General features: G+C 38.9%; 13 protein-coding genes. 8 read left to right on the plus strand and 5 right to left on the minus strand.

Annotation, left to right across the window (positions count from 1 at the left end):
- Positions 1–7: 7 nt before the first annotated feature.
- Positions 8–3,172 (plus strand): type I restriction endonuclease subunit R, encoded by a 3,165-nt coding sequence (locus ACWYVB_RS18765; protein ID WP_301659175.1) that lies wholly within the window; start codon positions 8–10, stop codon positions 3,170–3,172.
- Between the two features lie 229 nt (positions 3,173–3,401).
- Here ACWYVB_RS18765 and ACWYVB_RS18770 read toward each other — a convergent pair whose 3' ends face one another.
- Entirely contained in the window at positions 3,402–3,638 is a 237-nt protein-coding gene (locus ACWYVB_RS18770) for a helix-turn-helix domain-containing protein (RefSeq protein ID WP_031777668.1), read from the minus strand.
- A 136-nt stretch (positions 3,639–3,774) separates the two neighbouring features.
- Between ACWYVB_RS18770 and ACWYVB_RS18775 the strand changes: the two genes are divergently transcribed.
- Complete coding sequence (locus ACWYVB_RS18775) at positions 3,775–4,290, plus strand: hypothetical protein (protein WP_054702196.1); 516 nt, start codon at positions 3,775–3,777, stop codon at positions 4,288–4,290.
- A gap of 464 nt (positions 4,291–4,754) precedes the next feature.
- Here ACWYVB_RS18775 and ACWYVB_RS18780 read toward each other — a convergent pair whose 3' ends face one another.
- Both ACWYVB_RS18780 and ACWYVB_RS18785 read right to left on the minus strand, forming a co-directional pair.
- Positions 4,755–5,552, minus strand: coding sequence for a DNA repair protein (locus ACWYVB_RS18780; protein ID WP_083148237.1), 798 nt, complete (start codon positions 5,550–5,552; stop codon positions 4,755–4,757).
- Positions 5,553–5,569: 17 nt separating this feature from the next.
- Entirely contained in the window at positions 5,570–5,761 is a 192-nt protein-coding gene (locus ACWYVB_RS18785; RefSeq protein ID WP_083148238.1) for a helix-turn-helix transcriptional regulator, read from the minus strand.
- A 105-nt stretch (positions 5,762–5,866) separates the two neighbouring features.
- Between ACWYVB_RS18785 and ACWYVB_RS18790 the strand changes: the two genes are divergently transcribed.
- From ACWYVB_RS18790 to ACWYVB_RS18805, 4 genes are all read left to right on the plus strand, one after another.
- Positions 5,867–7,051 carry a helix-turn-helix domain-containing protein gene (locus tag ACWYVB_RS18790; RefSeq protein WP_083148239.1) on the plus strand — a complete coding sequence of 395 codons (1,185 nt, stop codon included), beginning with the start codon at positions 5,867–5,869 and terminating at the stop codon, positions 7,049–7,051.
- Positions 7,052–8,199: 1,148 nt separating this feature from the next.
- Positions 8,200–9,465 carry an SMODS domain-containing nucleotidyltransferase gene (locus ACWYVB_RS18795; RefSeq protein WP_083148240.1) on the plus strand — a complete coding sequence of 422 codons (1,266 nt, stop codon included), beginning with the start codon at positions 8,200–8,202 and terminating at the stop codon, positions 9,463–9,465.
- 12 nt (positions 9,466–9,477) lie between these two features.
- Positions 9,478–10,203: an SLATT domain-containing protein gene (locus ACWYVB_RS18800; protein ID WP_054702205.1), complete on the plus strand. Its 726-nt coding sequence runs from the start codon at positions 9,478–9,480 to the stop codon at positions 10,201–10,203.
- An 842-nt stretch (positions 10,204–11,045) separates the two neighbouring features.
- Positions 11,046–11,804, plus strand: a complete 759-nt coding sequence (locus ACWYVB_RS18805; RefSeq protein ID WP_083148242.1) for a metallophosphoesterase — start codon at positions 11,046–11,048, stop codon at positions 11,802–11,804.
- Positions 11,805–12,323: 519 nt separating this feature from the next.
- On the opposite strand, the gene ACWYVB_RS18810 is transcribed toward ACWYVB_RS18805, so the two are convergent.
- Positions 12,324–14,999, minus strand: a complete 2,676-nt coding sequence (locus ACWYVB_RS18810) for an ankyrin repeat domain-containing protein (RefSeq protein ID WP_457529736.1) — start codon at positions 14,997–14,999, stop codon at positions 12,324–12,326.
- A 129-nt stretch (positions 15,000–15,128) separates the two neighbouring features.
- Here ACWYVB_RS18810 and ACWYVB_RS18815 point away from each other — a divergent pair, with 129 nt between their 5' ends.
- Positions 15,129–16,046 carry a viperin family antiviral radical SAM protein gene (locus ACWYVB_RS18815; RefSeq protein WP_083148244.1) on the plus strand — a complete coding sequence of 306 codons (918 nt, stop codon included), beginning with the start codon at positions 15,129–15,131 and terminating at the stop codon, positions 16,044–16,046.
- 77 nt (positions 16,047–16,123) lie between these two features.
- Positions 16,124–16,741 (plus strand): deoxynucleoside kinase, encoded by a 618-nt coding sequence (locus ACWYVB_RS18820; protein WP_054395015.1) that lies wholly within the window; start codon positions 16,124–16,126, stop codon positions 16,739–16,741.
- A 309-nt stretch (positions 16,742–17,050) separates the two neighbouring features.
- Here ACWYVB_RS18820 and ACWYVB_RS18825 read toward each other — a convergent pair whose 3' ends face one another.
- A complete protein-coding gene (locus tag ACWYVB_RS18825; protein ID WP_158083931.1) occupies positions 17,051–17,443 on the minus strand; it encodes a hypothetical protein in 393 nt (130 codons plus the stop codon).
- Between the last annotated feature and the right edge of the window lie 281 nt (positions 17,444–17,724).

A 17,724-nucleotide genomic window follows, 5' to 3' on the forward strand; every position in this document is an offset into this window, starting at 1 on the left:
AGCTCAAATGCAGTCTCAGGGTTGGTTACTAGGCGAGTCAAACAAATACAACAAAGAGCTGGCACTTTACCCTGACGATGTGATTGCTTTTGTGAAAGCCTCACAACCTGACCAGTGGGACAAGTTAGCGCAACACTTTCCAGAAACGGAGCGAAATCCAAACGCTACCGCTGATGCTTTACTCAAGTCATTAGAACAAGAGCTGAAAAACGAAGGCACACTGTGGGTTTTGCGGAACAAGCTCAATAACCGTGGAGCAAAGTTTGATCTTTGCAGTTTTAAACCCGATCACGACTTAAACCCAACGGCAACCGCCCGTTATGAGAAAAACATTCTGCGTGTTGTACCTGAGCTAGTTTATTCGCCAAATGGCTATGATGGTCGTTTAGATTTAACTCTCTTCGTCAACGGTATTCCCGTTGTTACGTGCGAGCTTAAGTCCGAATTCAAGCAGTCAATTGATAATGCCAAAGTTCAGTATATGAAGGATAGGCAGCCGAAAGATCCAAAAACTCGCAAATCAGAGCCGTTATTAACCTTTAAGCGTGGCGCATTGGTTCACTTTGCTGTCAGCCAATACAACGTAGCAATGACCACTCGTTTAGCGGGTAAAAAGACATTCTTCTTGCCATTTGACCAAGGTACAAGCGAAGGCGGTAAAGGTAACGATGTGCCTGAAGATGGTAGCTATGCCACATCTTATCTCTGGAATGAGATTTTTCAAAAAGATAACCTGCTACTGATCCTAAGTCGATACATTCACCTCGAAGTGAAAGATGAAGAGCAGTTAGACGGTTCTATCAAAGTCAAAGAGACGATGATTTTCCCTCGTTATCACCAATGGGCGGTCGTTTCTAAGCTACTTAAAACGGTGGATAACGAAGGCACTGGTCATAAATATCTAATTCAACACAGTGCTGGTTCAGGTAAATCTAACTCGATTGCGTGGCTGTCTCATCAACTCGCATCAAAGCATTACTACACCGATCATCCCGAGCTTAATAAGAAGGCTGGGGATAAGGTTTTTGATTCTGTCATTGTTATCACTGACAGAACAGTGCTGGACAGCCAGTTACAAGACACGATATATCAGTTTGACCATAACGAAGGAATGATTGCTCGTGTTAATCGAGAAGAGGCACAAGGCTCTAAATCCAGCCAATTGGCAGGAGAGCTGAAAGCAAGCACCTCAATCATTATCGTGACCATTCAGACTTTCCCACACGTTTTAGAAGCTATTCGCAAAGACTCGACTCTTGCAGGTCGAAGTTATGCGGTTATTGCTGATGAAGCACATTCAAGCCAGACAGGTACAACCGCTCGTAAACTGCGTGAAGTGCTAATGGCAGAGCGATTAGACGGTGATGAAGAACTAGACAGTGAAGATATGCTGCGATTATCACTGGAAGCTCGTAAAGGCTCAAACAAGCTTAGCTACTTTGCTTTTACCGCAACACCAAAGGCGAAAACATTAGAGCTGTTTGGTCGCAGACCAAATACCGATGAGCCAGCGAGCGACACCAATAAGCCGTTACCATTCCACGTTTATTCAATGCGCCAAGCAATTGAAGAAGGGTTTATTCTGGATGTTCTGCAAAACTACACCAGTTACCGAGTTGCTTACCAATTAGCGCACAACAACCCAGATTTAGATCACGAGGTGGACAGTAAAAAAGCCGCTTCGAAAATGGCGAAATGGGTTCGCTTGCACCCGTATAACATTGCTCAAAAAGTGGAAACCATCATTGAGCACTTTAACGAGAAAGTGAAACATCTGTTGGGTGGTGAAGCAAAAGCGATGGTTGTCACTAGTAGTCGTTTAGAAGCAGTGCGATATAAACTCGCCTTTGAAAAGTACGTTCAGGAAAAAGGTTACGCCAACGTCAATGCAATGGTGGCCTTTTCAGGTGAAGTGAATGATCCTGATTTTCCTGACCACCCTTTCACCGAACATAATATGAACCTGAACCTTCGTGGTCGTGATATGCGTAAAGCATTTGATACCACAGATTATCAGGTGATGTTGGTTGCGAATAAGTTCCAAACAGGCTTTGACCAACCGAAATTAGTGGCGATGTATGTCGATAAGCCATTAAAAGGCGTTGAGTGTATTCAGACTCTTTCAAGGCTAAACCGTACTTACAAAGGCAAAGATAAAACCTTTGTGCTCGATTTTGTGAATGACCCTGAAGAGATTTTGGCTGAGTTTAAAGTTTACTTCCAAACCGCTGAACTCGCTGGAGTATCTGACCCAAACATAGTTTATGAGCTAATGAAAAAGCTCGATAAAGTGGGGATTTACCAGTGGCGAGAGGTTGAGGCATTTGTTGAAGCGTATAACAACAAACAAGCGAATCAAGCCAAATTAGCCAACTTGTGTAAACCTTCCGTTGATCGTTTCTCTGTTCGTTATAAAGAAGCGACACAAGTGCTTCAATCTGCACAAGCGACGCTCTCTAAAGCGAAAATTGAGCAAAACGACAAGAAAATCAAGTTTGCGGAAAACAGCGTCAAACACGCCAAAGAAGCACGAGATATTCTGGAAGTGTTCAAGAAAGATTTAATGTCTTTCTATCGTTTCTACGAGTTTACGTCTCAGATCGTCAATTTTGATGATTATGATCTGGAAAAATTGAGTATTTACGCCAAACATCTTTACCCATTGCTTCGCCTTGATGTGGTTGAGGATGAAATTGATTTATCCGATGTGGTAATGACGCACTACCGCTTGCACGAGCAGCGTGAAGCAGATTTACAGCTCGGCGTGAAAATTGGTGAAGAACCAAAACCTTATCTACCAGCCGCAAAGGAAGGCTCTGGAGCTGCCCCAAAAGATCCTAAAACTGAACTACTGAACGAGATCATCCAAAGAATGAACGATTTGTTTATCGAAGATGGTTTGTCTGAGAATGATATGCTCAATTATGCCAATACCATTGCAGGCAAGATCTCGGAAAATGAAGTGGTGATGGATCAGATCCGCAGCAATACGAAAGAACAAGCGATGCTCGGTCAATTCCCAGAATCGATCAACAATGCTATTATCGAGAGTATGGACGTACACAACGAAATGGCGATGAAACTTCTGTCAAATGAGGCTGTTGCGAAAGGATTCGCGGGATTGATGTTTGATGTGTTGATGAAGGGCCTTGGAAAATCAGCCTCAAACTAAACTACTCCATCAAACTAGTGAAAGATAATAACTGTTTTGATTTGATTGTTGGTGAAAGCTGTGCTTCAAGGGATTTCTCGTTTGAGTCTTATGGGGTTGATTGCGTATCGGTATCCCTTTTATCTGAGAACTCTGGGATGGTTCTCTTTAGCATTTAAGCCGTTAATTATCTGCGGATAGAAAATCCACACTGTATGCGCAGTGTGGTTATTCGTGAACGGCTTAATTCTTAAGCATCCTCTAGTAAGTCTTTTCTATCTTGTGGCAATAAATCACCAACGTTGCAATCGAGAACTCTCGCAAGTTGGTACAACTTTTCTACTGTAATCCTAACACCGTCTTTTTCAACTTTACTCACGTAGCTTCTACTAAAACCAGCTTTTAAGCTTGCTTCGGTACTTGATAAACCGCACATTTTTCTTCTTTCTGCAATGTTCTTTGAGATCTCTCTTGCTAAGTTATTCATTTTTTATTTCTTTTTTTTGTTTTTGCTTACTCAAGTTTACATCACTCCATATGTATACACTATCTGAAAACAGATTGACTGAATAAAGTAAGTATAATATATTATACCTAATCGAAAGAATGCTAGGTATGGCAAAATGCGAGTAGGGACATTGCAGTTGTTTAAAGTTGGTATACAAAGTCTTAAGTATTTGGGACATGAAGAATATTTTTGCTTGTATGATTATCAAGATATTCTCAAACCATTTTTGGATGAATACTATTGCACTGAAGACGAGGTAGAGCGATTTAGAAATCAATCGTATCGCATTCTCGAAATTTTAGAAGCAGAAGGCAAAGTCGTTCGCCTATGTGGTGCAAGAGTTAACAACCCCAGATATGTTGCGGTTGGAGGTGAAAAAGTTGTTGAAGAAGCTGATAGCGAAGAGTGTGAACACCATGAATTGACGCTTTTTATTGAAGAACAAGAATATTCAGAAAAACTAAATTTCAAGATCATTGAGATTCACAATCAGATTATGGCGCATACTGAACTCATGGAACGGTTTCCCGCACATAGCCAATATCTACGCGACGCAGTTGATAAGTTGGAGAGTGAAGCAAGGTTTATAGGGTATAAGAAAGAGATTTTAGATAAGATTATCGACGAGTAACTGTGGTTCCTAATTTGTGGTCCGTACTTTGCGAACCGAGTGTTGAAGAAAGCTGTTAACTTCTTCTTCATTCCCACAGGAGGGAATAGATTTTGACCTTGTCTGCTGTTTAAAATTCTAGGTCTTACATCATACTTACTCGTAGCTTTAGGTGTATCAGAATTTCGCAATTGTATCAGCGCAACTCTCCCAGTCTTTAATCTGTAAACCTTGCTCCTGTGCAAACTCCTCTAGCATCGTGTCGACTACCTTTGTGTAATGAGGGTAACGACAGAAAAACGAGATATGAGTTTTACCTGCATTAATTATAGCGCGAACATTGTTCATTCCATTGTCTATATAAAATTGACCTTTGCGATCACACTGAACAGCATTTTGTGCAATAAATTTCGTGCTAGACAGGGTGTTCAGCACCTCCCTTATATCCATTCCCACGCGTGGGAATGGATCATCGTGATGTAGAGTTAGCTTTTAACTTGAGTGTTTTCATTGGTAATTTTTGAAAACTCGCCGCGTTCTTCTAAGCGACCTTCTAAGTTAGCTTTCTTGATAAGCGTTTCTTGCAAGAGGGCAGCAGTTCGCTCAAGTTCTTTTCTCATATTCTGATTTTCAGATTTAAGCTTCGCATTGTTGTCTTCTAAAATCGCGTTTTCACGCTGTAAGGCAAATGAAGAGTCTGAACTGGCTTGCAAAGTTGAGGCTCTGTTTTCAAGTACGCTCACTTCGGTTTTTAAGCGCTCATTGTCGATCTTTAGTTCACTCAGTTGTCCTGGTAGTTCTTTCAGCTCATCAAGTTTGTCTTGAAGCTCTTCGACCAGCTCACTGGATTGTAATGCTTGTAGGCGTTTCTGTTCAGAACAGTGTTCAGCTATCTTTACTCGACTTTCTACAATACTAGCAATGTCACTCTCTACAGCTTGCCACAAAGCCGCTATGTCGAGTTTTAGTGCAGTTTCTAGCGGGCTAGAAAACCACTGGGGAACTTCTCGATTATATCGATTCGCATTAGGTTGAGCAGAATCGAGTATTTGAAATGCTATTTGAGCTTTTACATATCTCCCTCCAACGGCTGCTTGCAACTGTGCTGGGTTCTCAAAACATTTTCCTTCGGCCTTTGCGGCTTCGTAAGCGTCAAACATCACGTCGAAGATAATGCCTTTATCGGGGTCTTTGTTCGCGTTATGCATCTCTTGAATAAATTGCTGCTTAAGCTTGGTACGTAAGTCTGTAATGTAAGTACGTTCGTTAGTTTGTATGTTCATTTACTTACTTACGCCTCTTAGTACGGTAGCTCTGTTGTTTGTTCTTCGAGCCATCGTTCAATAGTCTCTCGTTTCCAGCCCACAATTCTCGGACTGATTGCACGAGCTGCTGGGAGACGCCCCTCCTTTCGCCATCTCCACACAGTTACTTTACTTATATTTAGGTAAGTAGCTAAGTCGCTAACTCTTATAAAATTTCTATCTATCATTTTTATTATTCTCGTTTTTGTTTTTATGTTTCTGTTTGATGTAATCGTATGAAAACAAACGCAAGTGTTGTAGATTGAAACAAAGACACAATTAGGTTGACACTAATGGATGTAATGGCTGCAGCACTACTTGAAAAGCAATTAAATGAAAACCTGAAAAAACTTGAAGCACGATCTAGAAGTGAAAACAAAAAGCTTACTCAAAAGAAGAGTTCGAAAGGTATCTCAGTCGTGGATGCTTTTGATATTTCGTTAGAGCGAACAGTATCAAAGGTACTCCTTCTGTACATTCCGTTTTTAAAAACGTTTACAGGTAAGGAGCCTGATACGATTAAAGAATTTGTACGTTTCTGCGGGGGGGTATCCAGCACAATAGATAAGCTCATCGACTTTAGAACTAAAAATATGAGTGATGAGAAAAAACCAACACTTCAAAATCAAGATATTTTAGTCATCGAATATGTCGATGTGATTGAGCAAATGCTTGTTAAAGCGAAGGGATTGACACCTCAAAGGCCGTCGTCAGACAAGGTTTCAAAAACATATTCAGCTTTGGCTTTGCCGTTTTGTGCTTTGTGTTACAAACGTGTAAACCAATCCTCTTACTTCTGTCGAGAACACCATTCTTCTCGAAATGCCTTAGCATATAAGAAAGCTACACGAAGGTTGGTTTCTGCTGTTTATCGATACTCCAACGACAAATCAGAGAAATGTAATCTGAATGATTATAAGAGAGGGGAACTGACACTTACAGCAGAACTACTATACCGATGGTTAGCTTTATTTTCAGTGCAACCTCGGATGGCAATTAGTCGGTTAAATCAAGTGGATAAAACTGAACCTGATTGGACAGGTTACGCAAAAGTGATTTTAGAGTTTAGCAAAAGTTATTACCCAAAAGCCTATGAGATGATTAAAGATCTCGAAATTAATAGGGCTAGTTACGAAGATTGGATTGTCGAAATTGCTAGATCTTTAGGTGGAGAAATTGAAGGCAATTTATGGAGATTGAAAGATGCCGACATTTGGTTAGAAACATCTAGTAATATACAAAAGTCGATGACGTTATTGAATTGTATTAGCAGATACGAAGCTTTTATGATTGTTTGTTCATTTCCAATTGAAACGGGAGTTATCAAAGGAACAAATATGGATATTGAGAAACGTGATCGTCTAAAAGTGTTACTTGAAGAAAGAAAAGTAAACCCCAACATAACAATGAATGAGATTGCGAAGACCCTGGGTATATCTCGCACTGCTGTTTATAAATTAAAAAATAAAATATGTTGATAATTGAGATTTAAATAGTGTTGTTTTGTTAATGCATGCTATTAAAATAGCATGCTTGTTCGTGACAGTATGTTATGAGTTAATAGTATGATTTAGTACTCTTTCGGTATGATTTATTTATATTGAAAATAGGCTTTCAAATTTTATTGTCATACAGGGACCAAATTAAAGCTACATTCCCTCAAAAAAATATGTTATAACTATTATGACTGTTATAACTATTATAACGGTTATAGCTTTAATATAAGGAGCAAGAGCGAAAAATTAAAAACAAATGAGCAAAACTTGCTCTTGTTGATTTTTTTTCGTTGTCGCAGAGCGCAATTGCTGTGTCGCAAAAGACAGTTTTAGTGCTTCGTGTGACATGTTCGCATGTAGCGCAAGTTTTCGTGCAGAGAAGTTTGTCTGCTTCGTCTGCAATGTAATTTTCGTGCATCAAAAAATTTCGCTTTGTAATTCAATGATTTTCTGGTTCGCTGTAGCTGTTTTCTGCTTCTAGAAAGCCTTCATCCTGCCGATCGATTTGTATTGTTTTGGGGGATATAAAGGTTAAACTCAGGACTAAAATTTTCAGAACAGTGTTCAAAAATAACTTATTTTTTCATATTAAAAAAAACAAAAAACAAAAAACAAAAAACAAAAAACAAAAAACAAAAAACAAAAAATTAATGTAGTTATGAATTTACGAGAACAGTGTTCTTGATAATACCGATAACGATCTAATTTGGTATTAATCTCATTAGACGCCCTGGAGTACCGTTTTCCCCACCTGTTCAGAGTTACCCATCTATCTATTGGTGCAGAGTTAGCTAGGCTACAGAGCTTAGCTCTGTAGCTTTTCTATTAAGAGTGAACATTGCTCTACTTCGTTAGCTAGCCAATCTTAGCCTAGGTTTGACCTAGTTTTTGGACAGAAATCATTTAGGGTCGATAGCCTAAATATCACGCACTCTATTAGTTTATTTATATTAACTAGGCAATCACTGCAATTAAAGGCGAATAGTCATGCAATAGACAAGGCCTTTACACCTTGCCTTTGACCTAGTTTAGCCCATCAGCAAATACTTCGGCATACTCTAGCATACAGGTTGTTTTGTTTACTTATTACCCCCATTATTACATGGACTTAAATACAGGGAGAGTGACATATGACGGTAAGGCGGGATTTCAGTGTGTTTTTAGATAACTTGAAGATCAAGAACAAAGACACAATTTCAAGTCGCTACGGAAGTGTTACTAAGAACCTAAATGAAAAGTTTCGAGACTTAGAAAACGACAAGAAAAACTACAGTCTTCAAGCTGGCTCATATGGTCGCTACTCTGGAATCAATGGCATTTCTGACCTTGATATGCTCTACATACTTCCTCCTAGCGCTTGGACTACCTATCGCAAAGACCCATCGAAGGCTCTCGACCAAACCAAAGATGCAATAAAGAAAACGTATAATACAAGTAAAGTGAAGAAAGACCGCAACGTAGTAGTAGTTGAGATGCAAGACTTTACCTTTGAAGTAGTACCCGTATTCGAATGGCAGGGAGTATTCAAATACCCTGACACATATAATGGTGGCTCATGGCGGAAATGTGACACTCGTTCAGAGCTAAGAGCATTTAAAGAACTGAACGACAATCGCAAAGACAACCTGCGTAAGCTTGCGAAAATGATTCGTGCGTGGAAGGCTAGAAACGATATTCAGATGAGTGGCTTTCTAATCGATACCCTTTGCTACAACTTCTTCAAAGATAATACTAAATACGACAAGAGTAGCTTCGGCAGCTTTGACAAGATGGTAAAAGACTTTTTTCAATACCTTACCAAAGAGCCAAATAAAGCGTTCTACTATGCATTTGGCAGCAACTCCAAAGTCAGTGTGAAGAAAGCATTCCAAGCCGATGCGCAGAAAGCACTGGATAACGCAATTGAAGCGATTGAAGCAAGGGAGAATGGTTATGAGGACAAGTGTAACCAACGGTACAAGGCTATTTTTGGTACGAAGTTCCCTAATCGTGAAGCGAAACAAGTTTCAGCAGTGAATGAGGAGTTCATTGAGGAACTATTCGATATGGATATCACAAACCAAATTGTTATTGATTGTAACGTAAAAAGCGACCTGATAACTAAAATGTTGTCCTCACTAACCTTTGGCGGGGAGCGAATACAGCATCAATGGAAACTGCACTTCTTTGTGAAACAAACCGATATTGTTGGAGACTATGAAGTCAAGTGGAAGGTTCGCAACCGTGGGTGCGTCGCAGATAGGGACAAGAACCATCGCGGTCAAATCATAGATGATGATGGCAGCAAAACTCGTGATGAGACGGCAACTTTCTATGGTGATCATACAGTTGAGTGCTACGCTATGCGCAATAACACGGTGATAGCGCGACATGAAATCACAGTCCCAATTGCATAGGAACGAGCGTTTATGACGAAGCAAACAATAAAGAAGCAAGTGGCTAGAGAGTATTACAATGTACTCTACAGCGCCAAGCTTCATTTTGCGTCATTAGATATCTGCGAAAAGTTACCGACGATTATTAGCATTATTTCGCTGTCCTTTGGTGTACTTGGTTTGGCATTTGCTGAGTTCAACAGCAAAGCTTTGGCTGCGCTGTTGCTCATTATAGGTATCATCGGAATCATTCTTAAACCTAGAGAGCTTCTGAAGGCGCAATATGAAGCTACAGGGGTTAGCCTAACTGATATCAGCAAGAAGCTAGAGCACATTTACTGTGAAGTTAACGAGCAAGACGCAGCCTCGGTTACTAAAGCGAGAGCTGACCTTAGCCAAATGCAAGCAGAACATCGATCTGTTGAAACTATACCTCCTGTGCTGATGTCTTCATGGTATGCCCACTACAAGGTATTTTCTGAGCATAATAGTGACTGGATGAGCGCTGAACTTGGCCTAAGCTGGCGTGACAAAGTTCCGCTTAGCTTGCGCCTTGTAGTTATTGGTAGCCTAGTAGCTGCTTTGCTCTGGGTAAATCCACTTTGCATCACAAGCAAGACTTGGGCATGGGTTAATAAGCCTTGTGTGGGATGCTGGCAAGAACAACCCGCATCGCAATTACCACAAGTTCAAGCCAGCAAAGTCACACCCGAACCAAAACCTGATGCTGACACGACAGATAGCGGAACGACTAACTAACAAGGTAAAGGATAAAGGTTAAAATACTTTAGTTAGTTTGCTCTAACGAGCTTTTGTCCCGAAGCTACTCATTCCACGCATAAACAGTTAGACAGAGCGTATGATTTATCATGCGTTACACTACTATTATTTGGAGTAATGCAAACCACTTTCGAAAGGCTTCATCTTCTCCGTAACTCATAATGGTGTAAAAATGAGTTCATCACTCAAGTTGCGTCACGCAGCCTATGTGATTGATAACTCGGGCAGGGGCAGATATGATTTTTTGCAGGTGCTGCAACAACTGAACTTTCTCATCGCTCAGACAACTATTGCAAAAATTGCAACAGTTCAACTGCCGAGGAACACTCGGTAGTTGATTGATAATCTGCGTGCATGTTTTGCACATTAGCTAGTTCTATTGCCAAAATGATGCGCTCTGAAACGCTTAGGGGTAGAAATTTGTCGCGGTGAGTGGGGGGAGCAATTACTAAGGAAAACTAGTGAGTTGAAAAGCAACTGAGAAGAATTTCTTCCTAGTTGTCGTACGTAAAGGGGGAGCTTCGTGCTAGGCGAAGTCAATCTGGTATGTTGATGTCGAGTAGATGACGCTTGTTACTGAACGATTTAAGAGGATGCAAAGAACAGTTTCATTTATCGTCGATAATCACAACACAGTCAGGTTTCAGTTAGCTTTCCCCTCTAGGTACAGTCGAGTCCTAGCAAGTTTTGGGGTAGAGATAATGTATGAAATAAGCTGTTTTACAATCGGGCTTAATAGTTTTGGCAACAGTTAAACGACAACCAATGATTATTGTGTATTATCAATCGCTGTAATCAGTAAGGTTTATAGCGAGGTACACATGAAGTTCATTCCAGTAAGCGACCTACACCTAGATATCAATAACATCAGACGTGATACATGGATTGACTTCGACAAAGATGCCACCCTTATTATTGCGGGTGACGTGTCTAATGCACTACACGGAGTCTCTTATATTAAGCGTATCCTTTGTACACACTTTAAAAATGTTGTTTTAATCAGTGGTAATCACGAGTGGTATTCAAACAAATGCAAAGAGTCAGTGACAAACATACCATACGCTTCTGCCATAAAGCATTCACCGATCCCTCGCTTAAAAAAACATGCAGACGAAACGCCAAACCTATATTTCTTGGATAACGAAATGGTCGAGATCGATGGCACTACGATCTACGGTGGGACATTGTGGTTTCCTCTACTCTCTTTAAATAAAGAAGAGCAATACAATTACGAACTACTAATGAACGATATGAATTTCTTGAACAATAGATTGGTCGATGAAATGCACCATGCCTTCATTGATAATATGCCTGAAAAGGTAGATATCGTTGTGTCTCACCACCTACCCAACAAAGCTTCATTTGCCAGAGAGTCAGACGCAAAGAGCCGATACGCCCCTTTCTATCATGCTAATTTAAGTGATGACATTGTTAATAGGGCTAAAGTGTGGATAGCAGGTCACCAACACGAGCCCATTGAGAAAATGATTGGTAATGATGTGCTCTTTATTTGCAACCCAAAGGGATCTGGTCCTCTTGAGCCAGGAAAGATGAATAGCAAATCCTACAACGTCAATTAACGTATAGGCCCCTTCCTTATCGATGCAAAAGGCTAAAATTGTAATAAACAAGCCTAGAGTTGTTGCAATAGCAATCACTATTTTTTAATTGCATCGAATCTTACCTTTAGCGGCTAGCGGCTTAGCAATGTTGGCCACAGTAGTTAGAGTTCTATACACAAGACAGGTAATACAAACTGCGATGATTGAAATTACGTTCAATTGCGCTTTAGCTAACTTTACACTTTATGGCAGCTCTAAGCTAGCCACATCAATTAGCTCGAAGATGGACATTTTTAATTTGACATCGACGGACTAACTTTCACCCTATTAATAACTTTTAGTATCCAAAAGCATAATCAGGCTCTGCTTATCACTGTTACAGAGATTCAAGAAAATGGACAAAAACTTCCATCTTCAACCAGTTGTGTTAGATTCATGTTATGCACTTTTTCAGCATAACATGCAAACCATCCTTAGAAATACTTGTACCCTGAAATAAATTTCAACTCAAATCGAAACTTATAACTAAATCTACCGTTAAAAAACCTCTAAGATTTTCTTATAAGTCTCGTGTCTGGCAATACTACGGCCTTCAGACAAGAGAAAGTTCTTCAGAACGTCGTAAGCTAGCGGATTATTGGCAATTTCTCTGGCCAATTGCTCAGGTATTATTCCTTTTGAATCTTCAATCTTTAGTAGCTCAGGTCTCTTTTCAATTAATAGTTCAATTATAGGCAGATCGCCCATGCGAGTAGCCGTATGTAACGCTGTTGCACCTTCTTCGTTAATTAACGTTGCATCACAACCATGCTCTAGTATTAGATAAGCTGATTTTAAGCATCGACTAGCTGCTGCTGCATGAAGGGCTGTTCTACCCGTGAAATCTTGAAGATTCGGATCTGCGTTTGCTTTTAGTAATGCTTCTACCGTTTGATGATCTCTGTTGTTTGCAGCTAACATCAAAGGTGTCTGGAGTTTAAAGTCAGTTATATTAACGATTTCTGGCCATAATTCGATGATTTTCCTGATGCCTGTAACCATTGCACTAAATACATTACTAATTTCGTTAGCAATATCGATTTTTTTATAAGAATTTAATTTAGTACGCATTTCATAGCTCATCTTCATCATTAGAAAAATGATGCTATCTGCTTGTGGATATTTCAGTTGTTTCTTTTTTAAAGCTTTGTGTTTTTTTAGTACTAGCTCAATAGAACGTCCATTTTTTATACACTCTACGAAATCACGACTAAACTTTTCCATATCGCTAGAACAAGAAGCAAAAAGCGGTTGATAGTTAGGATAGCATTGATATAACTTTTCCCAAAAATACTCATGTAACCCACGCGAAACGTCATAAATATTAGATTCTCCTTTCAGCCCCCCCCAGTAGTACATGTCTCTAAAGTACTTTTCGTGATTATTAGGAATGAGTTTTTGGTTTGCTATAGCCAATGCGAATGCATCTCTAGCTAACAATCCTCTAAACTTTCCAAAGCTGTATTTCTTACATTCATCGATAGCCAAATTTAGATTTTTTTCTGCTTCTTTAAGCTTGTTCTGCGCAATATAATGAAGTGCTTCATAACGTAGTATATTTGCTTTTGAAAATTCAAAATCATCACAGTTTTTCGCCTCATCGAGTAAAGCAGATACCTTTTCTTCGGTTTTTGAATCAAACTTCTTAAGGAGTAGATGAGCTTCTAGTTCAAATAATATTCGCTTCATCGACTCAGTAGGTGTGGCTTCTAGAAATTTTAACCTTTCAACAATCATGTCAACTATATTAGGATTTGAATATTGATTCACCTGAATAATTCTAGCTCCATATACCACCTCAAAATCATCAATATCCTGCAATTGTTTAAATGGAGCTTTATTTTGTTTTAGCTTATCTATCAAAACATCTCTACGCATAAGGTAATTATTTGAATAATCGCCTTCTTCTTTTATAAGTTTATTTATTTTTTTAAATTCATATTCAGACGTAGGAAATATATTATCTAATATATCCTCTTCTCCAGAACGGCTAAAAATATCATTAATTCTATCTGTAGTGCTCCATGGAATACTGTGGTTATTGGCTGAGGTAAAAATTCGCAATAAATCGTACCTTAAAAAAGAAGGAAGTTGTTCTTCAAAAAACTTATTTTCCTCATGGTGTCCTAAATTTCCCTTTTGAATATGAGCCTCAAAAGTCAGGTTATATACATAGTCGTAAAGTTCAACTAACTGAAGTGTTTTATTTTCATTTAAGTCAAAACATAGCTTATCAACTTCAGGTGTTAAATACTTAACTAATTGCTCATATCCCTCTTGAATAGCTCTGGCTATCAGCAACCTCATACGTATCACTTTAGAGCTTGGTGCCTGATATCGTACTTTTAGTTTCTGTACAAAATCTTGCTGCTCCGCTGCTGAGCATTCACTCCTTAATATTAGCTTTAAGTCTTCACAATCAATAGCTATTTCATGCTGTAAGTCATCATAAGACAAGCCTTTTTTTTCAATAAACTCCAGAGCCTGTTCAAATTGCGAAGACTTTTCATCAGGCTCAAAGCAGCCACAAAACTGTATATTCACTTTGTCCGAAAACGTTTTCTCGATACTTGATATTTCAGGGGTGCTCGTGCCTTTTTGCCAGTTGTAAAGATTCCTTAATACTTTCTCGTATTTATCATCACTATCTAGATCGTTGTCTAAATTATTAGCAATAGATGTTTTGGTGTTTTGGATTAAGTCGATAAGCCAATTCAAGACTTGCGGTACAGGGAGAAGAAGCTGCGTAGGTTCAATCGTAGAGTCTACGGCAGGAAGATACCAAAACCGTCCGCCAGGCATACCCTCATCCATTTTTGATTCAATTTGCCAAAATACCGTATGTCTCGCTAGAGCTGGTATGATAACCCTGGCTAAATAATGCCAAACGATTTTTCTTTGTGACGCCTTTGAAGAATAAACATTGAGTTCGATGTTCTTATGCATCAAGTAATCATCTGCAACATTGGAGATCAGGTCTTCTTTCGCTCTTTCATCAAGCCCTAAAGCATCCGCTATATCACCCAAAATACTTTCCCAAGTATTAGATAAATTATCCATCGTCATCTCGACATATTTAAACGTGCTTTTCGATTTTGAAGTCATCTGACTATTAGCGCCAAGCGCTTTAGCAATTTGAAGAAGTACCGATTCGAAGGTTGGAAAAGTAGCCACTGAATGTCCTTTTATTGTTTCGTTTTCCGCTAGAAAAAGAAATTTGATGGGGGGGGATGTTGCTTTTCATTTTTCTACAGAGCCGATTTTATCATACTGAAGCCATCTGAATACCTGAGTATAAAAAGCATGACAACAACACAATCTAGAAAAACAAAAGAACTCGTAATCAATTGGCACATGACAGAGGTCTGCAATTACAGTTGTAAATACTGTTTTGCAAAATGGGGCCGCCCCAAAGAACTCCATCGTTCAGAACAGGCAATCGCTAACTTATTGGATAAGCTAGCAGACTACTTCATCAAAGGCACTCCAGTCTTAAAAGAAAAGCTGGGGTACGAAAGTGTTCGTCTTAACTTTGCAGGAGGGGAACCAATGATGTTAGGAAATACGTTCGTTACCGCTTTGGTTCTTGCAAAACAAAAAGGATTTAAAACCTCAATCATAACTAATGGACATTACCTAATTCATGGAAAATCACCGTTGCCGAAAGATACTTTAGACATGATTGGAATCAGCTTTGACAGTCAGTACTTAAGTACACGTATGAAAATAGGAAGAAACGATCGAAAAGGGAACTCTTTTGGTGTTAATGATTTAACACATGCTCTAGCGAACCTTACACAGTCACAAACAGGAATCAAAACAAAGATTAATACTGTAATTAATAGTCTTAATTGGGAAGAGGATTTCTCTAATTTAATTTCTAGTCTAAAACCATACAAATGGAAAGTATTACAGGTCATGCCTTATGGTGATAATGAAATACTAATTTCCAAAGAACAGTTCGATAATTTTGTTCAAAGACATAGTGGATTAGGGTTACCTATGTATTCTGAGTCTAATTCTACTATGACAGAATCATACTTAATGATTAGTCCAGAGGGTTGCTTTTACCAAAATACTGCCAATAAATCTGGGTATAAATATAGCGAATGCATTAATTCATGCGGTGTGGAAAAAGCTCTTTCTCAAATAGAGTTTAATCCAATTACGTTTGCTTCAAGATATAAAGAAACCAATATAGATATTGTAGAAATCTCATAAATCTACTAACAAAAAATAAATCTAGGTTCCTTATTATAGGAGCTATAAATAATCACAAAATACTAGATGAGGAACAGATGAATAAATTTATCGTTTTTGAAGGGTTAGATGCATGTGGAAAAACAACATTAAGCTCTCTATATGCGAAAGAAATGAATACTATCGTTCATAATGCGGTAGTCCCTGAAGCTCATGATCTAAGAAAGGTCATTGACTCCTATGAGTCAAAAGAGAGTGCATTTCTATTTTTTTTGTTAAATAATTTATTGAAGAGTAACGAGGTTTCTAAAGTATTAAACGATGAAGATATCATATTAGACAGATATATATTTTCAACTTTGGCTTACCAAACAATTATGCTTGGAGAAGATATTGTCAAAAAAATTTTTGACACACTTAGAATTAATAAAAAAATACTTCTTCCAGAAGTGATCATTTTTGTTAAAGCCGATATTGAAACAATAAACAACAGAATAGAGACCAGAGGTGGTACAGTTCAGTGGTACGGCGATGCGGTTACGCAAAATAATAGTGTTGAATCAGCATATCACAAAGTTTTTGAATGGTTTGATATTCCAATTGTAGAGGTCGATACATCAGAAAAGCATGGCCGTTCGGTAGAAGAAAATTACCAACTAATGAAAGATCGGGTCGAGCACGTTCTTTCGGGAGGGAATAATTTGTACAGTTTCTAGTTCGATATCTCTCGGTGATATTGCATTAATATGCGGACACAAACGGCTCGTAAAGAAAGCCGCTTCTGCTTATGTTTGGGAGAAAATGAGCACTACTGCTCCGTGATGCGACATAAGCAAATGTAAGGTGACATTCTGGCTAGATTGAACAGCGATTTATTGCGCAAACTCATAAAGGGGCATTTTCGAGTCACAAAGTCCGCATTCCCATTTGTGATAACCAAGCGATTCTGTCGATACGCAAACAAAGTTAGTCTGTCATATGTTACAGACCACCTGTTCACGATTTTTCATCCTAAGTAGAGTTTATTAAACCCGACCAAAAGCTTTGAGAAAGTTCTTGGGGTGTTGGTGAAACCTAACATGCTCGGGGTGATTAACCTTCCTCTTTCCCCTAAAAGGCGGCGCAATGTATCCCCAATTTGAACATCTTGAGAAATATATTACGTAATCAATCTGTGCATTCTGCCATTGGTCAGTAACAACGGTGTTTTCATCGAAGCATTCTACTGACTTTACTTGAATTCGGTAGAATTTGTTCCCGTCAGAAATAAGCACATCGGTCTTCATGCCATGATCGATCATGGGCATAAATACTTCCCAACCATCTTGCAATAGCCAGCTTGCTAATAGGGTTTCGTAAGAGATGCTTTTGTAGTGTTTTTTAGCTTCAGAAGAAGTGTGGAGTGTTTTTATAGGCATAGTAATATCCTAATTACATGCTGAGTGTCTTTTTTAGCTCAAGACAGCCAGCGAAGCCTCCCTTATAGGATAACTTCAATTAGGATTCACAATGGCTCTATTGAGATCTCATCAACTAGTAATGGGAGCTGCCCCTAGTCTTCTACCTGTTTGGTTACCTTGACTATTAATACTAGTGTTCACGTAGCGTGAGTGAATCGGTAAGTGTCCATATTAAAATAAACAAAGATCCTTATTTCGTCAATTTAACTAATGGCGAGAAAGCTTCATTAGACAGACAA

The sequence above is a fragment of the Vibrio sp. JZG10 genome, assembly GCF_054064075.1.

Bases quoted from the DNA above. Each gene is read 5' to 3' on its own strand.
- ACWYVB_RS18765 (WP_301659175.1), top strand. From the start codon at position 8: ATGCAGTCTCAGGGTTGGTTACTAGGCGAGTCAAACAAATACAACAAA.
- ACWYVB_RS18770 (WP_031777668.1), bottom strand. From the start codon at position 3,638: ATGAATAACTTAGCAAGAGAGATCTCAAAGAACATTGCAGAAAGAAGA.
- ACWYVB_RS18775 (WP_054702196.1), top strand. From the start codon at position 3,775: ATGCGAGTAGGGACATTGCAGTTGTTTAAAGTTGGTATACAAAGTCTT.
- ACWYVB_RS18780 (WP_083148237.1), bottom strand. From the start codon at position 5,552: ATGAACATACAAACTAACGAACGTACTTACATTACAGACTTACGTACC.
- ACWYVB_RS18785 (WP_083148238.1), bottom strand. From the start codon at position 5,761: ATGATAGATAGAAATTTTATAAGAGTTAGCGACTTAGCTACTTACCTA.
- ACWYVB_RS18790 (WP_083148239.1), top strand. From the start codon at position 5,867: ATGGATGTAATGGCTGCAGCACTACTTGAAAAGCAATTAAATGAAAAC.
- ACWYVB_RS18795 (WP_083148240.1), top strand. From the start codon at position 8,200: ATGACGGTAAGGCGGGATTTCAGTGTGTTTTTAGATAACTTGAAGATC.
- ACWYVB_RS18800 (WP_054702205.1), top strand. From the start codon at position 9,478: ATGACGAAGCAAACAATAAAGAAGCAAGTGGCTAGAGAGTATTACAAT.
- ACWYVB_RS18805 (WP_083148242.1), top strand. From the start codon at position 11,046: ATGAAGTTCATTCCAGTAAGCGACCTACACCTAGATATCAATAACATC.
- ACWYVB_RS18815 (WP_083148244.1), top strand. From the start codon at position 15,129: ATGACAACAACACAATCTAGAAAAACAAAAGAACTCGTAATCAATTGG.
- ACWYVB_RS18820 (WP_054395015.1), top strand. From the start codon at position 16,124: ATGAATAAATTTATCGTTTTTGAAGGGTTAGATGCATGTGGAAAAACA.
- ACWYVB_RS18825 (WP_158083931.1), bottom strand. From the start codon at position 17,443: ATGCCTATAAAAACACTCCACACTTCTTCTGAAGCTAAAAAACACTAC.